We start from the raw sequence: 25,741 nt of genomic DNA, 5'->3' as shown, positions 1-25,741 counted from the left end.
CCTTTTTGTTTGCCTAAAATTCAGTGAAATTATAATGAAAGTTCAAATTAAACATGTGAATGTTAGGGTGAGAGAAATATTCTTTGGAAGAAAAGAGTGGCGGAAGGTCATGGGAGTTGAACCCACCCGGGAACGCTGGCGTCCCCAACAGGATTTGAAGTCCTGCCACCTCACCGGAGATGACGACCTTCCGTTATTGAAATTGCGGTTACTTTAGCGTAAATTAGTTCGCAATTCAACGCCATTTTGAAATAGGAATTAAAAATGACCGCACTTTTTCAACAACTTCCTTCGGTAGATAAATTTTTAAAAACACCAGAAGGTGAAATGCTTTTAACTGAATTTGGTCATTCAGCTGTCGTGCGTGAATTGCGCCAATTATTGTCTGAAGGGCGCGAGTTTATTAAACAGCATCAAAATTTACCGCACTTTTTTGCCGATCACCTAAGTACATTGCATTATTTACAAGAACGATTGACTCAACAAAATCATGTACAAATTAAATCAGTTCATAATTTAACGGGCACGGTATTACATACAAATTTAGGGCGAGCATTATGGGCTGAAAGTGCACAACAAGCGGCACTTCATGCGATGAAAGGTAATGTTGCACTGGAATATGATTTGGAAGAAGGCAAACGTAGTCATCGGGATAATTATATTAGTGAGCTACTTGCACAACTCACAGGTGCAGAAGCTGCTTGTATCGTTAACAACAATGCAGCTGCTGTGCTCTTGATGTTGGCCACCTTTGCAAAGGATAAAGAAGTCATTATTTCTCGTGGTGAGTTAATTGAAATCGGTGGCGCATTTCGTATCCCAGACATTATGGCTCAAGCGGGCTGTAAACTTGTTGAAGTGGGTACAACAAACCGCACACATTTGAAAGATTATCGTCAAGCAATCAACGAAAATACCGCTTTCTTAATGAAAGTACATTGCAGTAACTATCATATTAGTGGATTTACTGCTTCAGTTTCAGAACAAGAGTTGGTTGATCTAGGACGAGAATTTGATATTCCTGTGATTACGGATCTGGGCAGTGGTGCATTGATTGATCTGGGCCAATATCATTTACCGAATGAGCCGACGGTGCAAGAAAAAGTTGCACAAGGCGTAAACTTAGTGTCATTTTCAGGAGATAAATTATTGGGCGGAACACAAGCTGGCATTATTGTTGGTAAAAAAGAGTGGATTGCTCAGTTACAAGCTCATCCATTAAAGCGCGTGTTGCGTTGTGATAAAGTGATTTTAGCCGGACTTGAGGCAACATTACGCCTTTATCTTCAGCCCGAAAAGCTTACTGAAACGTTGCCAACTTTGCATTTGCTTACCCAGTCAATGGATATATTACAAGAAAAAGCGGAACAATTTAAAGCTTGTTTAGCAAATCGTTTAAAAGATTATCATGTAGAGATTGAAGAAAGTTTTGCTCAGATTGGGAGTGGTTCCCAACCAATGGCGACGATCCCTTCTTTTGCAGTGACGATTGCCGAAAAAACAGAGGCAAAATTGACCGCACTTTTAGCAATATTCAAAGCGTTAGAACAACCAATAATCGGTCGTGTTGAGAAAGGAAAGATTTGGTTAGATTTACGTAGCGTGGCTGACTTTAAGGCATTATTAGATACGGTGGAAAAATTATGATCATAGTAACATCAGGGCATGTCGATCATGGTAAAACAGCCCTCTTGAAGGCACTAACAGGCACAAATACCGCCCATTTGCCGGAAGAAAAAAAACGTGGCATGACCATTGATTTGGGTTATGCCTATTTACCTTTAAAAGAGAAAGTACTTGGGTTTATTGATGTACCTGGCCATGAAAAGTTTCTCGCCAACATGTTGGCCGGGCTTGGTGGTGTGCATTATGCCATGCTTATTGTTGCAGCCGATGAAGGGATTGCCGCACAAACTAAAGAACACTTAGCGATTTTACGTCAGCTTCAATTTACTGAAATCATGGTGGTGATTACCAAGGCTGACCGAGCAACAAATGAGCAAATCGAGGCACTAAAAACACAAATTCAGACAGATTATCCATTCTTAGCTGAATCTCATTATTTTATTACATCGGCACAAACAGGCTTAGGAATTGATGCGTTACGTGATTATTTAGCCAATTTACCGGAATTAGCCGAAATAAATAAACCGTTTCGTTATGCTATCGACCGTGTCTTTAGCGTGAAAGGGGCGGGGACAGTAGTGACAGGCACAGCATTTGCGGGTACTGTATCCATTGATGATGAACTCTTCCTTTCTACGGGACAAAAGGTTCGTGTTAAAAATATCCATGCTCAAAATACACCGAGTGAGAAAGGCTTGGCTGGTCAACGCTTAGCGCTCAATTTAAATGTCGATTTAGATCGTCTTCCAATGCAGCGTGGCGATTGGTTGTTAGCCTCAGAACCACTTGATCCAACTGATCGTATTACCATTGAAATTACGCCTGAAGTGAATTTGAAAGATAGTCAGCCTGTGCACATTTATCATGCAGCAAGCCGTACAACAGGTAAGCTTACCTTGCTTGAAAGCAAAAATGCAATGAAAAATGACCGCACTTTGGCGGAAGTCATTTTAGAGCAGCCATTATTTTTGGCCTTTGGGGATAAATTAATTTTACGTAGTGGCGATGCAAAAGTATTAATTGGTGGAGCGAAGGTACTCGAAATTTATTCACCAAAACGTTATAAGCGTACAGAGGCTCGTCTAGCGTTCTTAGCTAAACTTAATCAGGCTCAAAGCGCCACACAACGCATCGGATTAACCTTACAAAAAGAGGCGGTTTCAGCTCAAGCGCTAATGTGGAGTGAGCAGCTAACTGAAAATCAACTGGCAGAAGCGTTGGCTGAAAACGGTGATATTCGTTTCCAAAATTGGTGTTTTAATCGTGATTATCAACGTGAAAAAACGCAGCAAATTTTGACCGCACTTGCTACCTATCATGAACAACATAATGATCAGCTTGGTTTAAGTAAAGCCCGTTTATACCGTATTGCGACTTTAAACCAACCAGAAAACCTGATTTATCATTTCATTGAAGAAATGCTTGATGAAGGCCAATTGCAGCAAACCCGAGGTTGGCTACATTTGCCTTCACACAAAATTCAATTTTCAACCGAAGAGCAATGCTTATGGCAAGCGGTGTTGACTGAATTTGAGAAAGCACATGGTCAAGCTATTTGGGTGCGAGATATGGCAACAGCTTTGGCACAAGATGAAAGTACGATGCGTAATTTTATGTATAAAGCGGGTAAGCTAGGCTATCTTACGCCAATCGTAAAAGACCGTTTTTTCCTGACTGAGAGCATTTATGCTTATGCTCGCTTAATTAAGGAAATGGCGGGTGAAGAAGGTAAAATTGCCGTAAATGAATTACGTGATAAGCTTAATTTTGGTCGAAAACTGACAGTGCAATTAATGGAATATTTTGACCGTACCGGCTTTTTACGCCGCAAAGGCAATGATCATATTCTACGTGATAAAGAGACATTTGATTTATAGGATAAAACATGAAAAAGACATTCATTTCAGCCTTAATTTTAACCGCACTTTTTACTGTAACAGGTTGTGAAGATAAAGAAGCGAAAGCAATCATTGCGCAACAAACGCAGACAATTGCACAACTAACAGCAGAAAATACGCAATTAAAAGCTGAAAAAGAAAAGGCGGAGAAGGTTATTCCGGCAATTATTGCTCAAGATGATGTGATTTTTGATAAAGAGGAAACCATCAAATATCCTAAATCGGCCAAAGAAGATGAATATGTCCCTACTGAAGGTAAACTTCATTGCAGTATTTCTACACTAAAAACGAATATTGAGTGGCTAGATAAACTACTTTTAGAGCAAATTTCAAAAAATGCTGATGGTAAACCAAGAAGCCGCGAGCAGCTTATTGAGGATTACCAAAAAGCATATGATGAAGCTAAAAAAGAGATGTTGGAATCTCCGATAATTGGTGTTGATGAAACCTTAGATTTAGCATTTAATCACCAAAGAGGTAAGCTTGCTGTATTTTTAATAAACTATTACAGCTATGGTGGTGGCGTTCATGGAGTTGGCGGTGATCATTATCTTAATATTGATTTAGAAACGAAAAAACTACTTTCATTTGATGATGTGTTTAAACCAAATCAGCAAGCTAAATTAAAAGAGCTGCTTTGGGAACGTTACACTCGATATGGCGAAGTAAAAGATGAGGAAGCATTTACATCAAAAGATGCTTTTGAGGTGACCGATAATTTCTATTTAGATCATGATGGGATTCACTTTGTGTATAACGTGTATGAAATTGCGTCTTACGCAGAAGGGCCACAGGAGCTTGTGATTGAGTGGTGGAATGCCCCTGCGTTATTGAAGCCTGAATTTATTCAGAAACAGTATTACCCTGTTTCGAGTAATTCGACAGAATAACAAAGTGCGGTCAGTATTGACCGCATTTTTATTGACCTTTTTTCACCCAGTATTTGAAAGGTGTGTCTTGGGTTTCACTCGCTAAAAGCGTATCTGAATTTGAGAAAGCGCATGGTCAAGCCATTTGGGTGCGTGATATGGCAACAGCCTTGGCGAAAGATGAAAGTGCTATGCGTAACTTTATGTATAAAGCGGGTAAATTGGGCTATCTTACGCCAATCGTAAAAGACCGTTTTTTCCTGACTGAAAGCATTTATGCTTATGCTCGCTTAATTAAGGAAATGGCAGGCGAAGAAGGTAAAGTTGCCGTAAATGAATTACGTGATAAACTGAACTTTGGTCAGAAAACTGACAGTGCAATTAATGGAATATTTTGACCGTACCGGCTTTTTACGCCGTAAAGGCAATGATCACATTCTACGTGATAAAGAGACATTTGATTTATAGGATAACATATGAAAAAAACACTTATTTCAGCCCTAATTTTAACCGCACTTTTTACGGCAACAGGTTGTGAAGATAAAGAAGCGAAAGCAACCATTGCGCAACAAACACAGACAATTGCACAACTGACGGCAGAAAATACGCAATTAAAAGCTGAAAAAGAAAAGGCGGAGAAGATTATTCCTGCTATTTTTGCGGAAAAAGACGTTATTTTTGAAAAAGTAGAAAAAATTAAATATACCCCATCGCAAGAACGTTGGTTTGAGCGTGATGAGGTAGAAATCGATATTAGTCTCTTAGGATTAAAAACGAATATAGATTGGTTAGATGAGCTGTTATGGTCTGAATTGGTTAAAAAGGAATTCGGAGAAAATGCACCTAAAACACGAGATCAGGTGCGAAGTGAATATCAAACAATTTTGAATGATGTAAAAGCATCTTTAGAAAAAGAACCTGAGCTAGGTTTCTCTCGTAATGCTTGGATGTCATTTGTTGGTCAAAAAGAAAAATTAGCGACTTTTGCTATGGGGTATTATAGCTATACTGGGGGGCTACATGGTGTTGAGGGGAACGTATATTTAACTGTAGATATGACTACACATAAAGTACTGACGCTTCCTGATATTATTGATCAGAAAAAGCTCCCTGAGGTTAAAGAATTATTGTGGAGTTTTTATACGGATTATGGTCGTATAAAAGATGAAGAGGCGTTTACGAAAAAAACAGATTTTGATGTTTCTGAGAATTTCTATCTTGCACACGATGGTATTCATTTTATTTATCATGAGTATGAAATTGCTTCGTATGCCGCGGGCGAGCAAGATTTGGTGATACCGTGGGTTTGGCTACAACGTGAAAATTTATTAACGTCAGATTTTGTAAAACAGAAGTATTATGATTTAGGATATACAGCACCAGTAAAAGGGTAATCAACGTGCGGTCAATAATGGCCGCATTTTTATTGGCCTTTTTTCACCCAGTATTTAAAAGGGGTGTCTTGGGTTTCACTCGCTAAAAGCGTATGTTCCATAAATTGGCAGAAGCTGGGAATATCGCGAGTCGTGGCAGGATCGTCCGCTAAAATAAGCAATACTTCACCTTCATTCATGTGGCGAATGTTTTTTCTCACGAGCATCACGGGTTCAGGACAACGTAAACCAACGGTATCAAGGGTTTTATCGACAGTAATTTCAGTCATAGTTATTCATTAGTTTTATTGAAATTGAGCTACATCATACAATAATTATGGGGAAATTTCGATAAATCCGCTATCAATGATAAACTACGCAAAAAATTTACTTGAACAATGATTCCATGGCTGAATACCTTATCCCCAAAAGTGCGGTCGTTTTTGAAGAAGAAATTAAGAAAAGTCGATTTATCACGTATTTGCAACATACGGAAGGACTTGAACAAGCCAAAGCTTTTTGGGCAGAAGTTAAAGCACAGCACCCTAATGCACGCCATCATTGTTGGGCAGCTGTAGCAGGCAAGCCAACGGATTCTCAACAATTAGGCTTTTCCGATGACGGTGAACCAGCTGGCACGGCAGGGAAACCGATGCTATCGGCTTTGCAAGGTAGCCAAATCGGTGAGATTAGTGCCGTAGTTGTTCGTTATTATGGTGGCATTTTATTAGGCACTGGCGGTTTAGTTCGTGCTTATGGAAATGGTGTGCAGCAAGCTTTAAAATTATTAGAAACTGAACGAAAAGTAGAACGTCAGTTATTCCAAGTTCATTGTGATTATGCACAATTAAATTGGATCCAAATTTTATGTGAACAGCATCAAATTGAAATTTATCAGCAAGATTTTCAAGTGCAGATTACATTGCAGTTAGGCATTAGTGAAGATCAAATTAAACCTTTTGAACAAGCATTAATTGAGCGTTCTGCAGGAACGTTGAAATTAGAAGAAATGAATTAAGCGAGATATTGTGCATATTTTATCCATTATTCGGATTATCGGCATTTTGATCATGTGTTTTTCCGGCACGATGCTGATTCCAGCCTTCGTGGCGCTTATTTATGGCGATGGCGGCGGTAAAGCGTTTATGCAAGCTTTTGCATTAAGCTTAACCGTGGGCATGTTGCTTTGGTGGCCTTGTCATCACCATAAACAAGAACTGCGATCTCGAGATGGTTTCTTAATTGTGGTGGCATTTTGGTTCGTTCTGGGCGGTCTAGCAACCTTGCCATTGCTATTATTTGATTCACCTCATTTAACAGTGGCTTCCGCCGTATTTGAGGCGTTTTCCGGGTTAACAACCACGGGTGCCACCGTCATGACAGGATTAGATAATTTACCGAAAGCCATTCTGTTTTATCGTCAATTCCTACAATGGTTAGGCGGGATGGGGATCATCGTACTCGCGATTGCAATTATTCCTTTATTAGGTATTGGCGGAATGCAGTTATACCGTGCGGAAATGTCAGGCCCAATGAAAGATCAGAAAATTCAGCCACGGATAGCTGAAACGGCAAAGGCGTTGTGGTTTGTTTATTTCTTTTTAACCATGTCTTGTGCTTTGGCTTATTGGTTAGCAGGCATGACACCGTTCGATGCGATTACACATAGTTTCTCGACGGTATCCATTGGTGGTTTTTCTACGCATGATGCCAGTATCGGCTACTTTAATAGTTCGGCGATTAATTTTATCACGATCATTTTCTTGTGGATTTCAGCTTGTAACTTCGCATTGCACTTCAGAGCATTTTCGACTTTAGGACGAGAAAATATTTTGAAGATTTATACAAAAGATCCAGAATTCCGATTCTTTATGAGTATTCAAATTTTACTTATCGTGGTTTGTACATTAGTGATGATAAGCCATCAATATTTTGATTCCTCGTGGCAAGATTTTGAGCAAGTCGTATTCCAAGCCGTATCGATTTCAACAACAACAGGCTACACTACATCAAATTTTGCTGAATGGCCTTCCTTTGTACCGATGTTATTAATTATTGCTTCTTTTATTGGGGGTTGTGCAGGCTCAGTTGGTGGTGGTTTGCGTGTTGCGCGGATTTTAGTGCTATATCTTCAAGGTGCGAGAGAGCTAAAACGATTTGTTCACCCAAATTTAGTGTATCCAATTAAGTGGGGGCAAAATGTCCTTGATGAACGTGTGATTGGGAGTATTTGGGCCTTTTTCTCTGCATATCTATTGGTATTTACTATTTGTTTATTAAGTGTGATTGCCTGTGGTGTCGAACCTTTTGATGCCTTTAATGCGGTATTGGCAAGTATTAATAACCTTGGACCAGGATTAGGTTCAGTAAGCAGCAATATGACGGCGATGCCAGATAGTGCTAAATGGGTACTCACCATTGCGATGGTATGCGGTCGTTTAGAAATTTTCACATTATTGGCGCTCTTCACACCAGCGTTTTGGAAGGCATAATGAAAACATTAATTTTATATTCAAGCCGTGATGGACAAACTAAAAAGATTGCTGAATTTATGGCTCAGTATCTTGAAGGAGAAGTAGTGGTTTCACCGTTAACGGAGGAACCGGATCTTCCATTTTTTGATCGGGTTATTATTGGGGCATCCATTCGCTATGGTCATTTTAATAAACAGTTATACCATTTTGTGGAACGCCATCATGAATTACTGAATGCAAAAAGAGCGGTCTTTTTTGGCGTAAATTTGACAGCGAGAAAAGAAGGAAAAGATACGCCAGAGGGAAATGTCTATGTTCGTAAGTTCCTTCAACGCATAAAATGGACTCCGGCAAAAGTTGGCGTGTTTGCAGGTGCATTGCTATATCCACGCTATAAATGGATTGATCGAGTCATGATCCAATTGATTATGAAAATTACAGGTGGTGAAACGGATACAACCAAAGAAATTGAATATACCGATTGGGGAAAAGTAAAGACATTTGCAGAAAGCCTGAATTCGTAGAATAAAACACCATAAAAATAGTGTTTTTTAGACTATTTGATTAAAAGATCTTCAACTAATAAAAAATTTACATTTTTTTACAAAAAGATCTTGCAAAGGCATCTGAAATGCCTATAATACGCCCCACACAACGACGCGCTGTTGTGAATCTTTAATAAAACCAGTGCGTCGTTGTTTTTTGCTCTTTAACAATATATCAGACAATCTGTGTGGGCACTTGTTGATTGACTTGTTTTAAAAATATTTTTTAATTTTGAAGTCTTAATAGGTGCTAACTAGAAATTCATTATACTTTTTAAGTAGTGACATTTTATGTCAGCAGTATTGAGCGATTGAACTTGAATTGAAGAGTTTGATCATGGCTCAGATTGAACGCTGGCGGCAGGCTTAACACATGCAAGTCGAACGGTAACATAAAGAAGCTTGCTTCTTTGATGACGAGTGGCGGACGGGTGAGTAATGCTTGGGAATCTAGCTTATGGAGGGGGATAACTACGGGAAACTGTAGCTAATACCGCGTAATATCGAAAGATTAAAGTGTGGGACCTTCGGGCCACATGCCATAGGATGAGCCCAAGTGGGATTAGGTAGTTGGTGAGGTAAAGGCTCACCAAGCCGACGATCTCTAGCTGGTCTGAGAGGATGACCAGCCACACTGGGACTGAGACACGGCCCAGACTCCTACGGGAGGCAGCAGTGGGGAATATTGCGCAATGGGGGCAACCCTGACGCAGCCATGCCGCGTGAATGAAGAAGGCCTTCGGGTTGTAAAGTTCTTTCGGTAGCGAGGAAGGCATTTAGTTTAATAGACTAGGTGATTGACGTTAACTACAGAAGAAGCACCGGCTAACTCCGTGCCAGCAGCCGCGGTAATACGGAGGGTGCGAGCGTTAATCGGAATAACTGGGCGTAAAGGGCACGCAGGCGGTGACTTAAGTGAGGTGTGAAAGCCCCGGGCTTAACCTGGGAATTGCATTTCATACTGGGTCGCTAGAGTACTTTAGGGAGGGGTAGAATTCCACGTGTAGCGGTGAAATGCGTAGAGATGTGGAGGAATACCGAAGGCGAAGGCAGCCCCTTGGGAATGTACTGACGCTCATGTGCGAAAGCGTGGGGAGCAAACAGGATTAGATACCCTGGTAGTCCACGCTGTAAACGATGTCGATTTGGGGGTTGAGCTTTAAGTTTGGCGCCCGTAGCTAACGTGATAAATCGACCGCCTGGGGAGTACGGCCGCAAGGTTAAAACTCAAATGAATTGACGGGGGCCCGCACAAGCGGTGGAGCATGTGGTTTAATTCGATGCAACGCGAAGAACCTTACCTACTCTTGACATCCAGAGAACTTTCCAGAGATGGATTGGTGCCTTCGGGAACTCTGAGACAGGTGCTGCATGGCTGTCGTCAGCTCGTGTTGTGAAATGTTGGGTTAAGTCCCGCAACGAGCGCAACCCTTATCCTTTGTTGCCAGCGATTAGGTCGGGAACTCAAAGGAGACTGCCGGTGATAAACCGGAGGAAGGTGGGGATGACGTCAAGTCATCATGGCCCTTACGAGTAGGGCTACACACGTGCTACAATGGCGTATACAGAGGGAAGCGATAGTGCGAGCTGGAGCGAATCTCACAAAGTACGTCTAAGTCCGGATTGGAGTCTGCAACTCGACTCCATGAAGTCGGAATCGCTAGTAATCGCAAATCAGAATGTTGCGGTGAATACGTTCCCGGGCCTTGTACACACCGCCCGTCACACCATGGGAGTGGGTTGTACCAGAAGTAGATAGCTTAACCTTCGGGAGGGCGTTTACCACGGTATGATTCATGACTGGGGTGAAGTCGTAACAAGGTAACCGTAGGGGAACCTGCGGTTGGATCACCTCCTTACCAAAAACGAGAGACAATAAGTGTCCACACAGATTGATTGATGTATTGTAGGCAATATCGAGCAGAAAGCCGTTATTCCCTTGGGTCTGTAGCTCAGGTGGTTAGAGCGCACCCCTGATAAGGGTGAGGTCGGTGGTTCAAGTCCACTCAGACCCACCACTCAAACTGAGTGAGTGATGAAGGTGAATAAGGTAATAAATAAACGATGACATGGGGATATAGCTCAGCTGGGAGAGCGCCTGCCTTGCACGCAGGAGGTCAGCGGTTCGATCCCGCTTATCTCCACCACTTATCATCGTTAAGTAAATTGAGTTTTTATACTTAGTGAGTTTATTTAACGATGATAACTGAAAATGTTATTTCTGTTCTTTAACAACCAGGAAACAAGCTGAAAAACTGAAGAGACTTTCAAGTCCTTTAAAGGATAAGAAAAAGTCTGAGTAAGAAGAAAATCTTGATTGAACAAAAGCAATCAAGTGTTTAGTTGAAAACACAACATCAAGAATTTTTGAGGTTGTATAGTTAAGTGACTAAGCGTACAAGGTGGATGCCTTGGCAATCAGAGGCGACGAAGGACGTGCTAATCTGCGAAAAGCTTGGATGAGTCGATAAGAGGCGTTTAATCCAAGATGTCCGAATGGGGAAACCCAGTAGATGAAGAATCTACTATCACTTACTGAATCCATAGGTAAGTGAGGCAAACCGGGAGAACTGAAACATCTAAGTACCCCGAGGAAAAGAAATCAACCGAGATTTCGTTAGTAGCGGCGAGCGAACGCGAAGGAGCCTGTTAGTGATAATGACAGAGACAGAGGAACAAGCTGGGAAGCTTGGCGATACAGGGTGATAGCCCCGTACTCGAAGTCCAGGTCATGGTACTAAGCTAACGATAAGTAGGGCGGGACACGTGATATCCTGTTTGAAGATGGGGGGACCATCCTCCAAGGCTAAATACTCCTGATTGACCGATAGTGAACCAGTACTGTGAAGGAAAGGCGAAAAGAACCCCGGTGAGGGGAGTGAAATAGAACCTGAAACCTTGTACGTACAAGCAGTGGGAGCCCTTTAAGGGTGACTGCGTACCTTTTGTATAATGGGTCAGCGACTTATATTTTGTAGCGAGGTTAACCGAATAGGGGAGCCGAAGGGAAACCGAGTCTTAACTGGGCGTCTAGTTGCAAGGTATAGACCCGAAACCCGGTGATCTAGCCATGGGCAGGTTGAAGGTTGGGTAACACTAACTGGAGGACCGAACCGACTAATGTTGAAAAATTAGCGGATGACTTGTGGCTGGGGGTGAAAGGCCAATCAAACCGGGAGATAGCTGGTTCTCCCCGAAATCTATTTAGGTAGAGCCTTGAGCGGACACCTTCGGGGGTAGAGCACTGTTTCGGCTAGGGGTCCATCCCGGATTACCAACCCGATGCAAACTACGAATACCGAAGAGTGATACTCAGGAGACACACGGCGGGTGCTAACGTCCGTCGTGGAGAGGGAAACAACCCAGACCGCCAGCTAAGGTCCCAAAGTCTATATTAAGTGGGAAACGAAGTGGGAAGGCTTAGACAGCTAGGATGTTGGCTTAGAAGCAGCCATCATTTAAAGAAAGCGTAATAGCTCACTAGTCGAGTCGGCCTGCGCGGAAGATGTAACGGGGCTCAAATATAGCACCGAAGCTGCGGCATCAGACGAAAGTCTGTTGGGTAGGGGAGCGTTCTGTAAGCGGATGAAGGTGGCTCGAGAGGGCTGCTGGACGTATCAGAAGTGCGAATGCTGACATAAGTAACGATAAAACGGGTGAAAAACCCGTTCGCCGGAAGACCAAGGGTTCCTGTCCAACGTTAATCGGGGCAGGGTGAGTCGGCCCCTAAGGCGAGGCTGAAAAGCGTAGTCGATGGGAAACGGGTTAATATTCCCGTACTTGGATAAACTGCGATGTGGGGACGGAGCAGGTTAGGTTATCGCACTGTTGGATATGTGCGTTTAAGTTTGTAGGTGTGAAGTTTAGGCAAATCCGGACTTCTTTAACACTGAGAGATGATGACGAGGCTCTACGGAGCTGAAGTAACCGATACCACACTTCCAGGAAAAGCCACTAAGCTTCAGGTTTATCTAAACCGTACTGAAAACCGACACAGGTGGTCAGGTAGAGAATACTCAGGCGCTTGAGAGAACTCGGGTGAAGGAACTAGGCAAAATAGCACCGTAACTTCGGGAGAAGGTGCGCCGGCGTAGATTGTAGTCCCTTGCGGGCGAAGGTTGAACCGGTCGAAGATACCAGCTGGCTGCAACTGTTTATTAAAAACACAGCACTCTGCAAACACGAAAGTGGACGTATAGGGTGTGATGCCTGCCCGGTGCTGGAAGGTTAATTGATGGTGTAATCGAAAGAGAAGCTCCTGATCGAAGCCCCAGTAAACGGCGGCCGTAACTATAACGGTCCTAAGGTAGCGAAATTCCTTGTCGGGTAAGTTCCGACCTGCACGAATGGCATAATGATGGCCAGGCTGTCTCCACCCGAGACTCAGTGAAATTGAAATCGCCGTGAAGATGCGGTGTACCCGCGGCTAGACGGAAAGACCCCGTGAACCTTTACTATAGCTTGACACTGAACATTGAATTTTGATGTGTAGGATAGGTGGGAGACTATGAAGATGATACGCCAGTATTGTTGGAGTCGTCCTTGAAATACCACCCTTTAACGTTTGATGTTCTAACGAAGATTACGAAACGTGGTCTCGGACAGTGTCTGGTGGGTAGTTTGACTGGGGCGGTCTCCTCCCAAAGAGTAACGGAGGAGCACGAAGGTTTGCTAATGACGGTCGGACATCGTCAGGTTAGTGCAATGGTATAAGCAAGCTTAACTGCGAGACAGACAAGTCGAGCAGGTACGAAAGTAGGTCATAGTGATCCGGTGGTTCTGAATGGAAGGGCCATCGCTCAACGGATAAAAGGTACTCCGGGGATAACAGGCTGATACCGCCCAAGAGTTCATATCGACGGCGGTGTTTGGCACCTCGATGTCGGCTCATCACATCCTGGGGCTGAAGTAGGTCCCAAGGGTATGGCTGTTCGCCATTTAAAGTGGTACGCGAGCTGGGTTTAGAACGTCGTGAGACAGTTCGGTCCCTATCTGCCGTGGGCGTTGGAGAATTGATTGGGGCTGCTCCTAGTACGAGAGGACCGGAGTGGACGCACCACTGGTGTTCCGGTTGTGTCGCCAGACGCATTGCCGGGTAGCTAAGTGCGGAAGAGATAAGTGCTGAAAGCATCTAAGCACGAAACTTGCCAAGAGATGAGTTCTCCCTGTCTTTAAGACAGTAAGGGTTGTTTAAGACTAAGACGTAGATAGGTCTGGTGTGTAAGCGGTGCGAGCCGTTGAGCTAACAGATACTAATTGCCCGAGAGGCTTAACTATACAACGCTCAAGGGTTTTGGGTGTTGAGAAGACGAAACAAACTCAGAGAAGAAAGAGAAAGTTTTGAAGTTAAATCAGCTTGTTTGGTTGTGAGCACTAGAGATAGTGAGAGCAGAAAGAGATAGAAGAAGTTATTAAAGGAATAATCCTGGCGGCGATAGAGCGGTGGTCCCACCTGACCCCATACCGAACTCAGAAGTGAAACGCCGATGCGCCGATGGTAGTGTGGGGCTTCCCCATGTGAGAGTAGGACACCGCCAGGTACTTTTTATTTTGTTAGTTTATTTTTAGAGTAAATTAACAAAATAAAAATTTTGGCAGCAACAGTGCAATGGACCCACCTGAATCCATATCGAACTCAGAAGTGAAACATTGTTACGCCGATGGTAGTGTGGGGCTTCCCCATGTGAGAGTAGGTCACTGCCAATTATACCTCATTTAGCGGAGTGGTAGTTCAGCTGGTTAGAATACCTGCCTGTCACGCAGGGGGTCGCGGGTTCGAGTCCCGTCCATTCCGCCAATTCTTAATACCAATAGGGGCGTAGTTCAATTGGTAGAGCACCGGTCTCCAAAACCGGGTGTTGGGAGTTCGAGCCTCTCCGCCCCTGCCATTTTAAACCCTTGTTTTTCAATAATTTACTACATTATAAAAGTTCTCCTGTGAGAAATCGTCATCTTCGTGTGGCGTGAATGTGACATTATTCGCAAACTCAATCATGTGATCTGCATTTAAATGTGCATATTTTTTTACCATTTCTAACGTTTCCCAACCGCCCATTTCCTTTAACGTATAAAGCGGCGTGCCTGCCTGAACATGCCAACTCGCCCACGTATGGCGCAAATCGTGAAAGCGGAAGTTTTGAATATTACTTTTCTCTAATGCTTGATGAAAATCATGCCAATCAATACGCCCGATTTGTTTATCAGTACCACGATGAAAAACAAATTCATTGCGGCGGTTTTGGTATAATTTTTGCAACAAATCCAAAGCTGTGTTATTCAACGGTAATGCACGTGCCTTTCCCGATTTTGCCACGTCATTTGAAACAATCGCAATGCTGCGGTCAAAGTCCACCTTATCCCACGTCATTGACAAAATTTCAGTCATTCTCGCCCCTGTGAACAGCGCGAAAGAACACACATTTTTCATCCACGCTAAATTCAAATTTGAAATCAGTGTTGTGGCTTGTTCCTTAGTAATCCAACGCACACGGACTTTTGGTTCAACGAATTTTTTCACATAAGGGATTCTATCAATCCAGCCATTTTTATAAGCTAGTGAAAGCACTCTTAGAATAGATGTTCTGTATCTATTTTTAGTTGATGGCGATAATGCTTTTTTGTGTGTTGTTGAGTATGTAGGCAAATTATCCATAATGTTTTCGCCTGTAATATCGCTCAACTTCCAACCACTAAAAACAGAACGCCAATAAATGGCGTGTCTGCGGTTAGTATCAAAATCCTTTTTCAACTTGGCATCTTCCACAAATAACAACAAGGCTTCTTCAAACAGTTTAGGCGGTTTCTTGTTAAGGTGCGCCATATCCCATAATTCTGCTTTGATCTTATCGTGTAATTCTTGAGCCTTTTTCTTTACTTCAGTCCCAGTGCTTCGTCTAACTCGTTCGCCACTCGGTGTTGTGATATCGAGCCAATATGTGTTTCCTCTCTTGTAGATTGACATTTATTTTTCCCTCCATTTTTTATATCAGTCAATCCAATCAATCGGATGACATTATTTTTTCTTTTTCTACAACGGTCAAGATCTTCCCTAAAAACTCGCCAAGCTTTTGAACCTTCCATTTGGAAAAAGCCCCATTTAAAACGGTGTGAAAAAACGGTGCTATAACTTAAATTCAGGAGGTCGGCGACCTCCTTGATTGTTAAAGTGCGCTCGGATTTTGTTGTGTTTTCTTCTGTAATCACAAATCACCTTCTTTCACAAACACGCCGTCAATCATACGCCCTTTGCGGTCTTTGATTTCATCCCATGCTGCTTTAACGCATTCGTCAAAATCAAGTTCAAAATAATCTGCCGCTTCTTTTAATCCTAAAATACAAAATCCAAACGATATTTTCGCCTTAAATAATTCGCGGTTTTCGCTTTCAAAGAAAAATGAAAGAAATGAGTCTGCTGTATCAATCAAACTTCTTTCTAATTTTCCATCGTCATTGAAATTAGGATGCTCATAGATATATCCCATATCATCAAGCAAATCATTTTGGTTGAACTGTCTCGCCAAAATCACCATCACCACAAAGCAATCCCCGATGCTATCTTTCACCACGTCTATTTTATTTTTAGATACGCCACTGCATAACTCCCCGAATTCTTCCATTAATTTAATGAATTGTTTTTTTGGTGTAGAACCTTCAATCAAATTGCGAGCTTCTGCCCAATTTTCGATATTTTTAATAAGTTGTTTTAAATCTGACATGCTATTTTCTCCTTAATCCTGCGGAATATCATTAAGTCTAAACCATTCACCACCGTTGCTTTTGCGTTCGGTAATCCCGATGTTTCTTTGCCACAAAGAACCATCGTTACACAAAGCAATCATTGATTCCATATAACCTTCATTGCACAAAGTATTTGACATAGCAATTTGCACAATTTTTCTTACTGGCGAATTTACGCCATTAGATATCCGTTCCACTGACGGTTTTATTTTTATTGTTTTTTTTTACTTTTTTCATAATTAACCTACATTTTCCCCAATCTTTCCCAAAATCCAGTCACTTTCTGACTAAATTTTTTCACAGAAAAGAGCGGTATTTTTTCTTCTTTAATGAAAACGTTGTCGTTTTCATAACAAATCCACTGAAAGTCATTAAGCCGTAACCGTTTATGTTTGATTAATAGATCAATTTGTGAACGATTAATCATAAAACCGACAGGTAAAAGTGCATTTTTTACCTTTTGTTCAATTTCTGAACGGTTACAGTTACTGACACAAGTCCAAGCGTCGCTCCGCTCCTTGTTTGTTTCGGTGGTCTCCGCATTGGCATCAGTTGCAACATCTGCCACTGTGCCTTTTTTGATAATCCAATTTTTAAGTTTTGTTCTTACACTTGCTAAACTGAAACGGTTTTTCACCCCCACAATTTTCTTTCTTCTTTCGCCGTATTGGTTCGGCTCGCTTTCTTCATATTCCACGCATAATGGCTGATCTTCACGTTTAGCCATTGCGCCCCCTTGCAACTCTAAATAGCTTGCAAAACAAGCCACATCACAAACGGCTTGCGCGTCTGCAATGGTCTTGTCATCGACATCATCTAATTGCCATTTTTCTAATTTGCGTAATTCACGCCACACAGAAATGGGCGGATTGCCGTAAAACTGGAATTGACGAATGCCCCAAAGGTTCGCCCACGCACGCACACGTTGCACGTTTTCGTCTAGTTTCAATCCTTCCACTTCGTCTGATGTTTCATCTTTCTGATTGCCTGCATAAATGTTTTTGGCAATGTATTTCGCAATATAAGAAACGGCAGAACCTTTTGCAGGGTCAATTTCATCAACACGGCAACGGTGTTTTTTCGCCCCGAATTCATCGCCGTCTAACTCTAAAGCTTTTGATTTAAATAAACGGATCACTTCTTCTTTATCTTCCGCTTTCACATACACAAGCAAGTGCCAGTGTGGTGTGGCGTCATGGTGTGGCTCAACGCCACGCATACCAAAAAATCCTATGCCACGCTTAGCAAACAATGCACGCAACTGCGCCCAATTCTTACTTAAATAAGCGTGGGTTGTGCGTGGGTCTGCACCTTTCCATTTCTTGTTATTTGTGCCGTTGTTGTGTGTCGCATGGAACGATGAAGGGGCGGTCATGGTTAAGAACAATGACACATAGCCTTTTTCAGTGGCCCATTCGTCCACGCCACGCAAGCGGTTCATCATCTCGTTGAAACGGATGGCAGGATTACCGGAAGATTTTTGCCACATTGCCATCAATTCCACCTGGTCGGATGGATCGTCAATGTTTTCAATAATCATCTGTTTTAAATATTCCAGGTTGGCTTTTTGTTGATTGCGGTAATCGCTCAATGTACCTGTTGAAATGTAAGGGCTAACTTTTGCCGATACTTCACCGCAACCAATCGCCAAATGCTCGATAAGGCGTTTTTGCGTGTTGCGTAATGTGCGAAACCAGTATTTTTCGCATACCACACGCAACAATTCGCCTTCTTGCTGTTGCACAGAAAGGCGTTTCCCTTCTTCTAGGCGGTGTTGGCTTTTAAGTGGAAAGCCAATGTTCTTGCAAACATCAGCACAAAGGCGGTGCAGATCACTGCTTAAACGTGAAAAATCGACCGCACTTAATAGCCCAATGGCTTTTTGATTGGCACAATCTTCCACAAAATCGCTTTGCAATCCGTTGAAGTGCAAGGCGAGTTTGTAGGCGATCTCTTTTAATTGGCGTTCGCCTAATAGATAAAAATGCAAGCCTTTACTATCCACAGGCTTTTGCATAGCCAAGTTGGCGGAATAGTGTTTGCGTTCAAGCAACCACGAAACAGATATGCGATATTGCTCAAAAACGGCTTCCAAACGATTGGTTAAAACATCACGCAAGGTGGTGTTGGCAATGCGGGCTTGTTTATTGCCTAAGCTAAAACTAATTGACCCATCATCTTTCACACTGCGATAAGCACGCAACCACACATTGCGGAAGTGTTCACGTTGGCGTTTGCGTGGTAAATCTGAAAGCAGTTTTTCAACATAATCAAAATGATTAGGAGCAACCGCAAACAGCTCAATTTGTGCGGCAGTTGCTTGCGGCAAGTCTAAAGTGCGGTTAGTTTTAGCCGCACTTTCCATTCTTGCCAAACGAGCTTCTTCCATCGCCAAATCACGTTTAGCGATGTTATTGTCTCGTTGTTGCTCCCAGTTCATCATTTTATTTCTATGCTCTTTGTAAGTTGGCTAAATATTCATTGTGCTGATCAAAGTAATCTTTAATGGCTTGATTGGTTGAGTTGATCGCACTTTCCATTTCAGTGAGTGAAAGCACTTCATATTGTGCTAAGGCAAAGTTGCGGACTTCATTCACTGCGCCAATGATGGTGTTATGTAATCGCCCAATCACTCTTGCTTTTTGTTTTCGCCAACCGTCACTATCTGCGACAATCTCTAACACTTGAAAGCGGTCGCCAATCTTGGTGATTTGTAATTCGGCTCCGCAATCTAAATTGATGTAAATATCGGTACTCATTTTGTTTTATCCTTAAAAGTGCTTGCTTATCCAACTTGCCAACCAACACAAGGCGGCATCTAATAAGGCGGCAGCCATAAAACAGCCCAACATCACCACCGCTAATCCAATGAAAAAATCACTCATTGCCTTTCTCCCAAAAATCCTTGAAATCTAACTGTCTGCTTTTTCTTACCTTGATTGCGCCTGTATCAATGGCGGCTTTAAAACAACGATCTGCACGTGCAAAGCACCAATCTTCTTCCGGTGTTGGTGCTAACTGATAGGCTTTGCGCCAAAACTGTGCGGCTTTTAAATATTGTTTTTCGCGTTCTGCTTCTGCGGCGGTTTCGATTGCCGTTTTAAAGGCGATGAATTTTGTTCTCATGCTGATTTTCTCCGTGGATTGGCTTGCCATTGCTCCCAATCGCTGTATTTTTGCAAAAAGATTTGGCGTGCTTTTGTCGCTAAATCACCGTTTTCAATAAATTCGTTAAATGCTTGTCTTGCTTGTTCTTCATCGCCTTTGTCTAAGTGATAGATGTAAGCGAAGAGTTTTTCCTGCGCCTTATTGAGTTTTTGATAATATTCCTTTGCCACAATGCTCAATGCGCCACGACTTAAAATAACGGTTGCCATACTTCCCCCTAATTCAATGCTTTATCAATCAATGTGAATTCGCGTTCGGTAATGCCTTTCGGAAACATCCCCGAAATCAACCTCACTTTGCGAAACGCTTTGGCGATTTTGCGTTGTCCGTTTTCGGTGTAGTGGTGTAGTTTCTCGCCTGAAAATGTGGTGCTAACTAAATCATTGATGTCGAGTTCTGCCATTGCCAACAGGATTTCTCTTTCGCCTTGTGAAAGGTTGCTGAAAGCGTATTCCACGCGATAGCGACTTTTACCGATCACATGGCGGCAATCGCCCCAACTTTGCACAGGCTCAACCGCAATTTGATTTTCTTTGCAGAATTTTGCCGCCGCACTTTCTTTGCCTGAAACGTACATCACACGCCCCCTTGCTTATTTCCCTTGAACCCAACTTAACCAACGACCAAACATCCCTTGCTTGCTCCAACTTGCTTTTTCAAGCAGTGCCACACGGTCGTGAAGGCTTTCATTCAATAGCACTTGTTGTTGGTTTAATCCTGCTTGATGATTAATGTGACGGTTGATGATTTGAATTTGCGCTTCCAACTTTTTCACACGTTTTTCTAACTGCCATACATTCACACGGTCTTTGCGTGTTCTGCCGTTGTCGTAGGTGTATTTTTTTGTTGCTCATTTTTTGGTTCTCCCTAAATTTTGGATGCAAAAATCCTGTCGAATGAATTTCTTCAAACGACGGTGTTTAAAAATCTTGATGGAAATTAAAGACTAGATGTCGATTTCTTGCTGACGCTCGTCAATCTGATTTAACGGCTTATTCGCACTTAATGCTTCTGGGCGGTCGTTATAGATTGGCGTTCTTACTCTTGTAATTTGGCTTTGCACTCTTAATTCTGTGCCGCAGTTGTTGCAGTAAGCCAACACGTCGATTGACAACAAACCGATTTTTTCGGAAGTTCGCACACGGATGTTATTACTTCCGCAATTTGCGCATTTATGATCTACGTTCACTATTTATCACCTTTTATTGTTTAACTATTCCGAATCACTGACCCATTAATTAATACATTCTTCCAATTTCAAACGGATAAAATCATTCAATTCCCGTTTATCCGCTTGAGCCATTTCTTGTAACTTTTCTTTAAAACTTGCCGTCACACGAAATGCAATAATTTCAGATTTTAGTTCGCGTTTTTTTTCTGTTTTCGCCACACCCTTTTCCTTGTTGTTTTTGTTTACTTTGTTATACTTTTGCTATCTAAAAAATTGGAATGCACAGAACGTTCCTATTACAGCGCAGATAAAACATAAAGCTGGTAAATGGTTATGGTGATCATGGTATTGCTGTCCCAGTTCGTCTATTCTTTGCTTGGTTTGTTTTTCCTGGTCTTTCAAGGCTTGTTCAAGTTCCAATACGCGAACCCATAATTGTTCATCCACTTTTTTAGCCATAAGGCACTCCTATGTTCGAAAAAATAAAAAAACACCTGATTTTTGCGAAAGGCATCATCATTGATACCGTGGCTTATTGGGCGACATTCGGGTTAGTTTATGTCTACACTCGCTTTGCACTTGTGCCGGAAATCAATGCCGATATTCAACTTGTTATATTGCTGTTGATGTCATTCGTGATTTATTGGGTATATAAAAAAACGATTCCGTACACCAAACACTTGCACATTCAAGGACAACATTCCTACTTATGTGGCGTTTGCATTTTTGTCTTTGCACTCGGTAGTTTCAGCCAAGCGGAACTACAACAATTTGGCTTTAATTTCAGCGAAGTTCCGCAACAAGCCATTAAGCAATACGCCTCGTTAAAAGCCATGTTTTATGCCATCGGCATTGTGGCGTTGCCGCCACTGTTAAAACAAAAAACTGGCTAGTATTGCCATCGTCTTCCGGTGTTTGTTCACATTGTTTAACTATTCCGAATCACTGCCCAATCTACATCAGGGCGTAAATCTTCGGCTCTTACTTTGCCTTCTGTTGCTTTGATAATGGCGGGAATATATTTCACATCCATTTTTCCACCGCAAAGCCACTTAAGCACTGCTGTTTGGCTCACTCCGCAAGCTCTAGCAAGGGAAGATTGCCCGTTGCAAAGTGCAACTGCTTGTTTAATTCCTTTCATAAAATTACCTATAAAACTAAAGTTTGAAACATATTAATCTGAAAGTTTTAATATTGCAATAACTTTTTTGATGATATTTTATAACTTAGGTTTTAAACTATCACACTAAAGGAGAAAAAATGCCTGATTTATCTACACGCTTTAAAACTTTACTTTACGAAAAACATCTTTCAATGAATGCTTTTGCAAAGATGATTGGAGTTTCTCAACCAGCAATCGCAAAGATTGCAAATGGCGAAACATTAAACCCTAAAAATATTTTAGAAATTGCGGCCGCACTTAATGTGGACCCGCATTGGTTAAAAACAGGGGAAGGCGACCCTGATCCGTCTTATCGCATTGTAGAAGTGAGCGAACCGCAAAACCCAAACACAGTGCGGATTGATATTTTGGACGTGGAAGCGAGTGCCGGAAACGGGGCATATTTAAGCCCAACCGAACAAGGCTTGCTTTCACAAGAATTTGATTTAACGTTCTTCCGTCAACAATTCGGACGTGCTGATGCAAAATATTTGAAGTTGATCACAGTGAAAGGGGATAGCATGGCGCCAACCCTTGAAAGCGGTGATTTGCTTTACGTGGATATTTCCGAAAATTACTTTGCCGCCGACGGTCTTTATGTTTTCACCTTTGACGGCCAAACATTCATCAAACGCTTGCAAAAAGTGGGAAAAGAAATGCTCGTCATTTCCGACAATCCAACATACAAAGAATGGACATTCACGCAAGATGACGATGTATTTATCCACGGCAGGGTAATATTCAGCATGCCGATGAAGTGGCGGAAGTGGTAGGACCCTTTAGTGATTATTTGCTTATTGTTGGCGTTTCTGCTCTTAGTCATTACTGGAATGATTTCTGAATATTTCGGTAATACTGCAGGTGGATTTTTCTTTTGTATTGTTGCGCCGATAGTCTTTTTTTACATTAGGTCGAAAAAGAAAAAACAAAAGCAGTCTATCAAAAAAGAATATGAAGCAGTTTCAATGCCACTTAAAAATAAAGATGTCATTGAATTCACATACACTAATGCAGATGGCATAACAAAACATCGCAAAGTGCGTGTGGTTCATGTTGATGATGTTTATATTGAGGGGTATTGCTATACTGCAAATGACACAAGAACATTCCGTCTTGATCGCATTGATGGATTAATCGAACAAGAAGGTGAATATTATCCTGTTGAAGAATGGTTAGAAAGACAAGGAATTGACACGGTCAAATACCAACCAAAACTTCAGACTAAAAAAGCAAAATCAAGCCCGCTCGAAATTTGTTTTACAGGCTTTTCAAAAGCCGATAAGGAACATTTGGAAATTCTTGCAAAGGTTCATGATTTTAAAGTGCGAAAAACAGTGACGCACAATTTGGATTTTTTAGTGACAGGATATAACGCGGGGCCGTCAAAAATTGATGCTGCAATGAATGTTGGAGCGATATTGTTAAATGAAAGCCAGTTTATAAACATGATAGAAACAGGGGAAATTACCAAATGGCAAAACTAAATACGATTGCGGATGATCTCCGTATATTTGCTGACTTATTAGATAATTTAGATGATCTAAAAGATGCAATAGATGATGAAATAAACAAAGCTCATCAGCAAAATAGGAAGTTATTTGATATTGATGGCGCGGGTTATTATTGCGATGGAAGAGATCACGCAATTCAAGCTAATTTACAAGGAAAAGCGAACACATTATCTGATAACTATAGAAAAATTAAAAACTCTAGAGTTATGCCAGCAAATGTCCGCCAAACCTTGGCCGGCTATGATAGAGTGTATGTTCATGAATACACTAACGAATCTGGTTATCCGCAAATAACATCATTGCGTGATAAATTAAGTGGAGATATTGATGATATATTAGATAAGATTCGTTAAAACAGATAAAGCGGTCAATCGACCGCTTTATTTTTTCACCTTCTTCACGTCCACTTCTTCATCTTCCACTTTCAATTCGCATTCAATTTGACTGGTAAATCCGCTATCTGAAAGATTGTGCGTGACTCTAGTGATTATCCAACTTGCTGCGTCAATTTCTGCTTTAAATCCTGACAGCTCGACAATGCTTTCTGGCATTAACATTGGATCCCCAAATGCTAGATTAAGGCTAAATGTTGCCACGCCACGTTTTAACTTATCAAAAGCGGACTTGGCGGCGGTGATAGCGGTTTTTTCGCTTGGATAGGTGTGTCGCAGTGATTTTATTTGAGAACTGTCACTTGTAATGGGTTCTTGTTGCTCAATTTCGTTGTATTTGCGTTTGCTTAATCGGTTTCCTTTCACTGTGCCGTTTTTCAGCGTTCTGCCTTTCGTCATTCGCTGTTTTTTCACAATCTTGGTGTTTTCATCAACTGTTACTTCGCCACGCTTTCCACTGTCCGTATCGTGCCAATACGCCCGCACGGCTTTGTAGTTTTCACTTTCAGCAATGGAAAAATTGTAGTTGTCGCCTTGTTTTTTTGTGATTTTATAGGATGGCAAAGGCTTTCCGCTTGCGCTTTTCCCTGCGCCTAAATCCATAAATAACAAAACTTCATTCTTGACTGTCACCATCGCATCATATTGCTCGGCAAGGCGTGTCAATAGATTGATGTCGCTTTCATTAGTTTGGTCTATGTGGTCGATTAATGGATTATGCAGCCCAACTGCCACAAAACAATCTAACCCGTGTTCATTGGCGATTTGTTCGACTAAATCATCTAAATGGATTTTATGGAATGACCGTTCTTTTTGTTCTGTTAATGTGCCTTTTAAATCGGCTGCTCTTGCGCGAATGGTTAGCCTGTCGGCTGAATTTGCTCCGCCAGAAAACTGCACTTCATCCACGGAATATTTGCCTTTCTCAATAAGCGGTTTTCCTTTCCAACCCAGTGCAAGGCTGATTATGGCATTGCGTGGCGGCAAAGCCAGTTTGCCGTCATGGTCGGATAATTCTAAGTCTAGCGTGTCCGCTTCCAATCCGCGATTATCGGTTAAGGACAAATTGATCAGACGGCTTGATACCACTTGCGTGATGTCTTGCTGTTTTTTGTCTTTCGTGGTGATCACCACTTTAAAAGCTGGGGTGCGGTGATTATCGTTAAAATCTAAGCCTAACATTAAAGATTACTCATTAAACTGTCTGCAATGGCAATCAACATCGGATCGTCAGTGCGTTTAAGGTTCATGGTGAAGTCAATGGCACGGGGTGCGCCATCGCCAAAGAATTCGGTGCGGGTTTCTTGGATGTTTTCGATCACAAAAAAGCCGATGATTTCAAAGGTTGCACCGTCAATCAGTGGAAAGGCACCGCCACTGTCTGCCATTAATTCCAACGCTTTAATGGAAAATCTGCCGCCCGTTATTTCTGGAATAAGTCGCCCGCCGATTGTCACGGTTTCGCTTTCCTTACCGGTGAATTGTGATTTCGGCATCGCCCCCACAATCGCATTGGTTGGATGTCGCCACGTTGATGTGCGGTCTAAGCTTTGGAAAGGCACGGTTTGCCGTGTAAAAACGAACATACCAAGTGCGGCTAAAGCAAAGTTTTGAAACATTATTTATCGTCCTCAACTTTGACTGTCATTAACATCAATAAAACATCAATAAAAATAACCCATCCCCACCCGTCAATGTTGTGATACATCAAAAACGTGGCGTACCCTGTGACAGCAATAATTGATAAAAAATAGAAAAAGAATATTAGAATTGATTTCATGGTTTACTTCCTAAAGAAAATGCGGTCAAAAAATC

27 protein-coding genes, 5 tRNA genes, 4 rRNA genes and 1 pseudogene are annotated in these 25,741 nt (G+C 41.9%); 20 read left to right on the top strand and 17 right to left on the bottom strand.

The window, feature by feature from the left end; genetic code table 11:
* Window positions 1–97: 97 nt before the first annotated feature.
* A tRNA-Sec gene (locus PARA_RS02275) sits at window positions 98–192 on the bottom strand.
* Window positions 193–264: 72 nt separating this feature from the next.
* On the opposite strand from PARA_RS02275, the gene selA reads away from it, so the two are divergent.
* The 5 genes and pseudogenes from selA to PARA_RS02250 all read left to right on the top strand — a co-directional run bounded on the left by selA (window position 265) and on the right by PARA_RS02250 (window position 5,787).
* Entirely contained in the window at window positions 265–1,647 is a 1,383-nt protein-coding gene (gene selA, locus PARA_RS02270) for an L-seryl-tRNA(Sec) selenium transferase (protein ID WP_014064360.1), read from the top strand.
* Window positions 1,644–3,503, top strand: coding sequence for a selenocysteine-specific translation elongation factor (gene selB / locus PARA_RS02265; protein ID WP_014064359.1), 1,860 nt, complete (start codon window positions 1,644–1,646; stop codon window positions 3,501–3,503). Before selA ends, selB begins: the two co-directional genes overlap by 4 nt.
* A gap of 8 nt (window positions 3,504–3,511) precedes the next feature.
* Window positions 3,512–4,414, top strand: coding sequence for an RsiV family protein (locus PARA_RS02260; protein ID WP_014064358.1), 903 nt, complete (start codon window positions 3,512–3,514; stop codon window positions 4,412–4,414).
* 89 nt (window positions 4,415–4,503) lie between these two features.
* A pseudogene (locus PARA_RS02255) lies at window positions 4,504–4,861 on the top strand (SelB C-terminal domain-containing protein); the annotation flags it as partial.
* An 8-nt stretch (window positions 4,862–4,869) separates the two neighbouring features.
* Window positions 4,870–5,787, top strand: coding sequence for an RsiV family protein (locus PARA_RS02250; RefSeq protein ID WP_014064356.1), 918 nt, complete (start codon window positions 4,870–4,872; stop codon window positions 5,785–5,787).
* A 29-nt stretch (window positions 5,788–5,816) separates the two neighbouring features.
* Here the strand turns inward: PARA_RS02250 and tusA are convergent, their stop codons facing one another.
* Complete coding sequence (gene tusA / locus PARA_RS02245; RefSeq protein ID WP_005697464.1) at window positions 5,817–6,056, bottom strand: sulfurtransferase TusA; 240 nt, start codon at window positions 6,054–6,056, stop codon at window positions 5,817–5,819.
* Between the two features lie 116 nt (window positions 6,057–6,172).
* Between tusA and PARA_RS02240 the strand changes: the two genes are divergently transcribed.
* The 11 genes from PARA_RS02240 (at window position 6,173) to PARA_RS02190 (ending at window position 14,673) form a co-directional block, all read left to right on the top strand.
* Window positions 6,173–6,784 carry a YigZ family protein gene (locus tag PARA_RS02240; RefSeq protein ID WP_014064355.1) on the top strand — a complete coding sequence of 204 codons (612 nt, stop codon included), beginning with the start codon at window positions 6,173–6,175 and terminating at the stop codon, window positions 6,782–6,784.
* Between the two features lie 10 nt (window positions 6,785–6,794).
* Window positions 6,795–8,258 carry a TrkH family potassium uptake protein gene (locus PARA_RS02235; protein WP_032822573.1) on the top strand — a complete coding sequence of 488 codons (1,464 nt, stop codon included), beginning with the start codon at window positions 6,795–6,797 and terminating at the stop codon, window positions 8,256–8,258.
* A complete protein-coding gene (gene hemG, locus PARA_RS02230; protein WP_014064354.1) occupies window positions 8,258–8,764 on the top strand; it encodes a menaquinone-dependent protoporphyrinogen IX dehydrogenase in 507 nt (168 codons plus the stop codon). The genes PARA_RS02235 and hemG overlap by 1 nt, the downstream gene beginning before the upstream one ends.
* Window positions 8,765–9,104: 340 nt before the next feature.
* Window positions 9,105–10,644, top strand: a 16S ribosomal RNA gene (locus tag PARA_RS02225).
* 82 nt (window positions 10,645–10,726) lie between these two features.
* A tRNA-Ile gene (locus PARA_RS02220) sits at window positions 10,727–10,803 on the top strand.
* A 53-nt stretch (window positions 10,804–10,856) separates the two neighbouring features.
* Window positions 10,857–10,932, top strand: a tRNA-Ala gene (locus PARA_RS02215).
* A gap of 232 nt (window positions 10,933–11,164) precedes the next feature.
* A 23S ribosomal RNA gene (locus PARA_RS02210) occupies window positions 11,165–14,062 on the top strand.
* 147 nt (window positions 14,063–14,209) lie between these two features.
* Window positions 14,210–14,325, top strand: a 5S ribosomal RNA gene (gene rrf, locus PARA_RS02205).
* Window positions 14,326–14,375: 50 nt separating this feature from the next.
* Window positions 14,376–14,491 (top strand): 5S ribosomal RNA (gene rrf / locus PARA_RS02200).
* The 16S, 23S and 5S rRNA genes sit together here with 4 tRNA genes alongside, the layout of an rRNA operon.
* 14 nt (window positions 14,492–14,505) lie before the next feature.
* Window positions 14,506–14,582, top strand: a tRNA-Asp gene (locus tag PARA_RS02195).
* Between the two features lie 15 nt (window positions 14,583–14,597).
* Window positions 14,598–14,673 (top strand) — tRNA-Trp (locus PARA_RS02190).
* A 17-nt stretch (window positions 14,674–14,690) separates the two neighbouring features.
* Here the strand turns inward: PARA_RS02190 and PARA_RS02185 are convergent.
* From PARA_RS02185 to PARA_RS02140, 12 genes are all read right to left on the bottom strand, one after another.
* Window positions 14,691–15,746 (bottom strand): tyrosine-type recombinase/integrase, encoded by a 1,056-nt coding sequence (locus PARA_RS02185; RefSeq protein ID WP_041918200.1) that lies wholly within the window; start codon window positions 15,744–15,746, stop codon window positions 14,691–14,693.
* Entirely contained in the window at window positions 15,656–15,988 is a 333-nt protein-coding gene (locus PARA_RS10390) for a helix-turn-helix domain-containing protein (protein ID WP_041918306.1), read from the bottom strand. The genes PARA_RS02185 and PARA_RS10390 overlap by 91 nt, the downstream gene beginning before the upstream one ends.
* Window positions 15,985–16,500 carry a MazG-like family protein gene (locus PARA_RS02175; RefSeq protein WP_014064351.1) on the bottom strand — a complete coding sequence of 172 codons (516 nt, stop codon included), beginning with the start codon at window positions 16,498–16,500 and terminating at the stop codon, window positions 15,985–15,987. Before PARA_RS02175 ends, PARA_RS10390 begins: the two co-directional genes overlap by 4 nt.
* Window positions 16,501–16,766: 266 nt before the next feature.
* Window positions 16,767–18,965, bottom strand: a complete 2,199-nt coding sequence (locus PARA_RS02170) for a replication endonuclease (protein WP_014064349.1) — start codon at window positions 18,963–18,965, stop codon at window positions 16,767–16,769.
* A 7-nt stretch (window positions 18,966–18,972) separates the two neighbouring features.
* Window positions 18,973–19,281, bottom strand: coding sequence for a hypothetical protein (locus PARA_RS02165; RefSeq protein WP_005700155.1), 309 nt, complete (start codon window positions 19,279–19,281; stop codon window positions 18,973–18,975).
* 118 nt (window positions 19,282–19,399) lie between these two features.
* Window positions 19,400–19,678 carry an ANR family transcriptional regulator gene (locus tag PARA_RS02160; protein WP_231844652.1) on the bottom strand — a complete coding sequence of 93 codons (279 nt, stop codon included), beginning with the start codon at window positions 19,676–19,678 and terminating at the stop codon, window positions 19,400–19,402.
* Entirely contained in the window at window positions 19,645–19,899 is a 255-nt protein-coding gene (locus tag PARA_RS02155) for a hypothetical protein (protein WP_014064346.1), read from the bottom strand. The genes PARA_RS02160 and PARA_RS02155 overlap by 34 nt, the downstream gene beginning before the upstream one ends.
* Before the next feature lie 8 nt (window positions 19,900–19,907).
* Window positions 19,908–20,267, bottom strand: coding sequence for a hypothetical protein (locus PARA_RS02150; RefSeq protein ID WP_014064345.1), 360 nt, complete (start codon window positions 20,265–20,267; stop codon window positions 19,908–19,910).
* Between the two features lie 15 nt (window positions 20,268–20,282).
* The gene (locus PARA_RS02145; RefSeq protein WP_014064344.1) at window positions 20,283–20,492 is read right to left on the bottom strand and encodes a hypothetical protein; all 210 of its coding nucleotides are present in this window, start codon (window positions 20,490–20,492) and stop codon (window positions 20,283–20,285) included.
* Between the two features lie 144 nt (window positions 20,493–20,636).
* Complete coding sequence (locus PARA_RS10250) at window positions 20,637–20,879, bottom strand: hypothetical protein (protein WP_080351297.1); 243 nt, start codon at window positions 20,877–20,879, stop codon at window positions 20,637–20,639.
* 45 nt (window positions 20,880–20,924) lie between these two features.
* Window positions 20,925–21,080 (bottom strand): hypothetical protein, encoded by a 156-nt coding sequence (locus PARA_RS10385; RefSeq protein ID WP_005633752.1) that lies wholly within the window; start codon window positions 21,078–21,080, stop codon window positions 20,925–20,927.
* Window positions 21,081–21,122: 42 nt separating this feature from the next.
* On the bottom strand, window positions 21,123–21,320 hold the full coding sequence (locus tag PARA_RS02140; protein ID WP_005700108.1) for a hypothetical protein: 198 nt from the start codon (window positions 21,318–21,320) through the stop codon (window positions 21,123–21,125).
* An 11-nt stretch (window positions 21,321–21,331) separates the two neighbouring features.
* Here PARA_RS02140 and PARA_RS02135 point away from each other — a divergent pair, with 11 nt between their 5' ends.
* A complete protein-coding gene (locus PARA_RS02135) occupies window positions 21,332–21,754 on the top strand; it encodes a hypothetical protein (RefSeq protein ID WP_005700172.1) in 423 nt (140 codons plus the stop codon).
* Between the two features lie 35 nt (window positions 21,755–21,789).
* On the opposite strand, the gene PARA_RS02130 is transcribed toward PARA_RS02135, so the two are convergent.
* A complete protein-coding gene (locus PARA_RS02130) occupies window positions 21,790–22,002 on the bottom strand; it encodes a helix-turn-helix domain-containing protein (protein WP_014064343.1) in 213 nt (70 codons plus the stop codon).
* 119 nt (window positions 22,003–22,121) lie between these two features.
* On the opposite strand from PARA_RS02130, the gene PARA_RS02125 reads away from it, so the two are divergent.
* The 3 genes from PARA_RS02125 to PARA_RS02115 are packed head-to-tail and all read left to right on the top strand — an operon-like array spanning window position 22,122 to window position 23,887.
* Window positions 22,122–22,796: a LexA family transcriptional regulator gene (locus PARA_RS02125; protein WP_014064342.1), complete on the top strand. Its 675-nt coding sequence runs from the start codon at window positions 22,122–22,124 to the stop codon at window positions 22,794–22,796.
* Between the two features lie 9 nt (window positions 22,797–22,805).
* Complete coding sequence (locus PARA_RS02120) at window positions 22,806–23,507, top strand: WYL domain-containing protein (RefSeq protein WP_014064341.1); 702 nt, start codon at window positions 22,806–22,808, stop codon at window positions 23,505–23,507.
* On the top strand, window positions 23,495–23,887 hold the full coding sequence (locus PARA_RS02115) for a hypothetical protein (RefSeq protein WP_014064340.1): 393 nt from the start codon (window positions 23,495–23,497) through the stop codon (window positions 23,885–23,887). Before PARA_RS02120 ends, PARA_RS02115 begins: the two co-directional genes overlap by 13 nt.
* 27 nt (window positions 23,888–23,914) lie before the next feature.
* Here the strand turns inward: PARA_RS02115 and PARA_RS02110 are convergent, their stop codons facing one another.
* Window positions 23,915–25,108 (bottom strand): phage late control D family protein, encoded by a 1,194-nt coding sequence (locus tag PARA_RS02110; protein WP_014064339.1) that lies wholly within the window; start codon window positions 25,106–25,108, stop codon window positions 23,915–23,917.
* On the bottom strand, window positions 25,108–25,545 hold the full coding sequence (locus tag PARA_RS02105) for a phage tail protein (protein WP_005700061.1): 438 nt from the start codon (window positions 25,543–25,545) through the stop codon (window positions 25,108–25,110). Before PARA_RS02105 ends, PARA_RS02110 begins: the two co-directional genes overlap by 1 nt.
* Window positions 25,546–25,741: the final 196 nt, after the last annotated feature.

The organism is Haemophilus parainfluenzae T3T1 (assembly GCF_000210895.1).
GTDB lineage: Bacteria > Pseudomonadota > Gammaproteobacteria > Enterobacterales > Pasteurellaceae > Haemophilus_D > Haemophilus_D parainfluenzae_A.
The sequence above is the reverse complement of the archived record's forward strand: the minus strand, read 5'-3'. Positions and strand labels throughout refer to the sequence as shown.

Bases quoted from the DNA above. Each gene is read 5' to 3' on its own strand.
- selA (WP_014064360.1), top strand. From the start codon at position 265: ATGACCGCACTTTTTCAACAACTTCCTTCGGTAGATAAATTTTTAAAA.
- selB (WP_014064359.1), top strand. From the start codon at position 1,644: ATGATCATAGTAACATCAGGGCATGTCGATCATGGTAAAACAGCCCTC.
- PARA_RS02260 (WP_014064358.1), top strand. From the start codon at position 3,512: ATGAAAAAGACATTCATTTCAGCCTTAATTTTAACCGCACTTTTTACT.
- PARA_RS02250 (WP_014064356.1), top strand. From the start codon at position 4,870: ATGAAAAAAACACTTATTTCAGCCCTAATTTTAACCGCACTTTTTACG.
- tusA (WP_005697464.1), bottom strand. From the start codon at position 6,056: ATGACTGAAATTACTGTCGATAAAACCCTTGATACCGTTGGTTTACGT.
- PARA_RS02240 (WP_014064355.1), top strand. From the start codon at position 6,173: ATGGCTGAATACCTTATCCCCAAAAGTGCGGTCGTTTTTGAAGAAGAA.
- hemG (WP_014064354.1), top strand. From the start codon at position 8,258: ATGAAAACATTAATTTTATATTCAAGCCGTGATGGACAAACTAAAAAG.
- PARA_RS02185 (WP_041918200.1), bottom strand. From the start codon at position 15,746: ATGTCAATCTACAAGAGAGGAAACACATATTGGCTCGATATCACAACA.
- PARA_RS02175 (WP_014064351.1), bottom strand. From the start codon at position 16,500: ATGTCAGATTTAAAACAACTTATTAAAAATATCGAAAATTGGGCAGAA.
- PARA_RS02170 (WP_014064349.1), bottom strand. From the start codon at position 18,965: ATGATGAACTGGGAGCAACAACGAGACAATAACATCGCTAAACGTGAT.
- PARA_RS02165 (WP_005700155.1), bottom strand. From the start codon at position 19,281: ATGAGTACCGATATTTACATCAATTTAGATTGCGGAGCCGAATTACAA.
- PARA_RS02160 (WP_231844652.1), bottom strand. From the start codon at position 19,678: ATGGCAAGCCAATCCACGGAGAAAATCAGCATGAGAACAAAATTCATC.
- PARA_RS02155 (WP_014064346.1), bottom strand. From the start codon at position 19,899: ATGGCAACCGTTATTTTAAGTCGTGGCGCATTGAGCATTGTGGCAAAG.
- PARA_RS02150 (WP_014064345.1), bottom strand. From the start codon at position 20,267: ATGTACGTTTCAGGCAAAGAAAGTGCGGCGGCAAAATTCTGCAAAGAA.
- PARA_RS02140 (WP_005700108.1), bottom strand. From the start codon at position 21,320: ATGGCTAAAAAAGTGGATGAACAATTATGGGTTCGCGTATTGGAACTT.
- PARA_RS02135 (WP_005700172.1), top strand. From the start codon at position 21,332: ATGTTCGAAAAAATAAAAAAACACCTGATTTTTGCGAAAGGCATCATC.
- PARA_RS02130 (WP_014064343.1), bottom strand. From the start codon at position 22,002: ATGAAAGGAATTAAACAAGCAGTTGCACTTTGCAACGGGCAATCTTCC.
- PARA_RS02125 (WP_014064342.1), top strand. From the start codon at position 22,122: ATGCCTGATTTATCTACACGCTTTAAAACTTTACTTTACGAAAAACAT.
- PARA_RS02115 (WP_014064340.1), top strand. From the start codon at position 23,495: ATGGCAAAACTAAATACGATTGCGGATGATCTCCGTATATTTGCTGAC.
- PARA_RS02110 (WP_014064339.1), bottom strand. From the start codon at position 25,108: ATGTTAGGCTTAGATTTTAACGATAATCACCGCACCCCAGCTTTTAAA.
- PARA_RS02105 (WP_005700061.1), bottom strand. From the start codon at position 25,545: ATGTTTCAAAACTTTGCTTTAGCCGCACTTGGTATGTTCGTTTTTACA.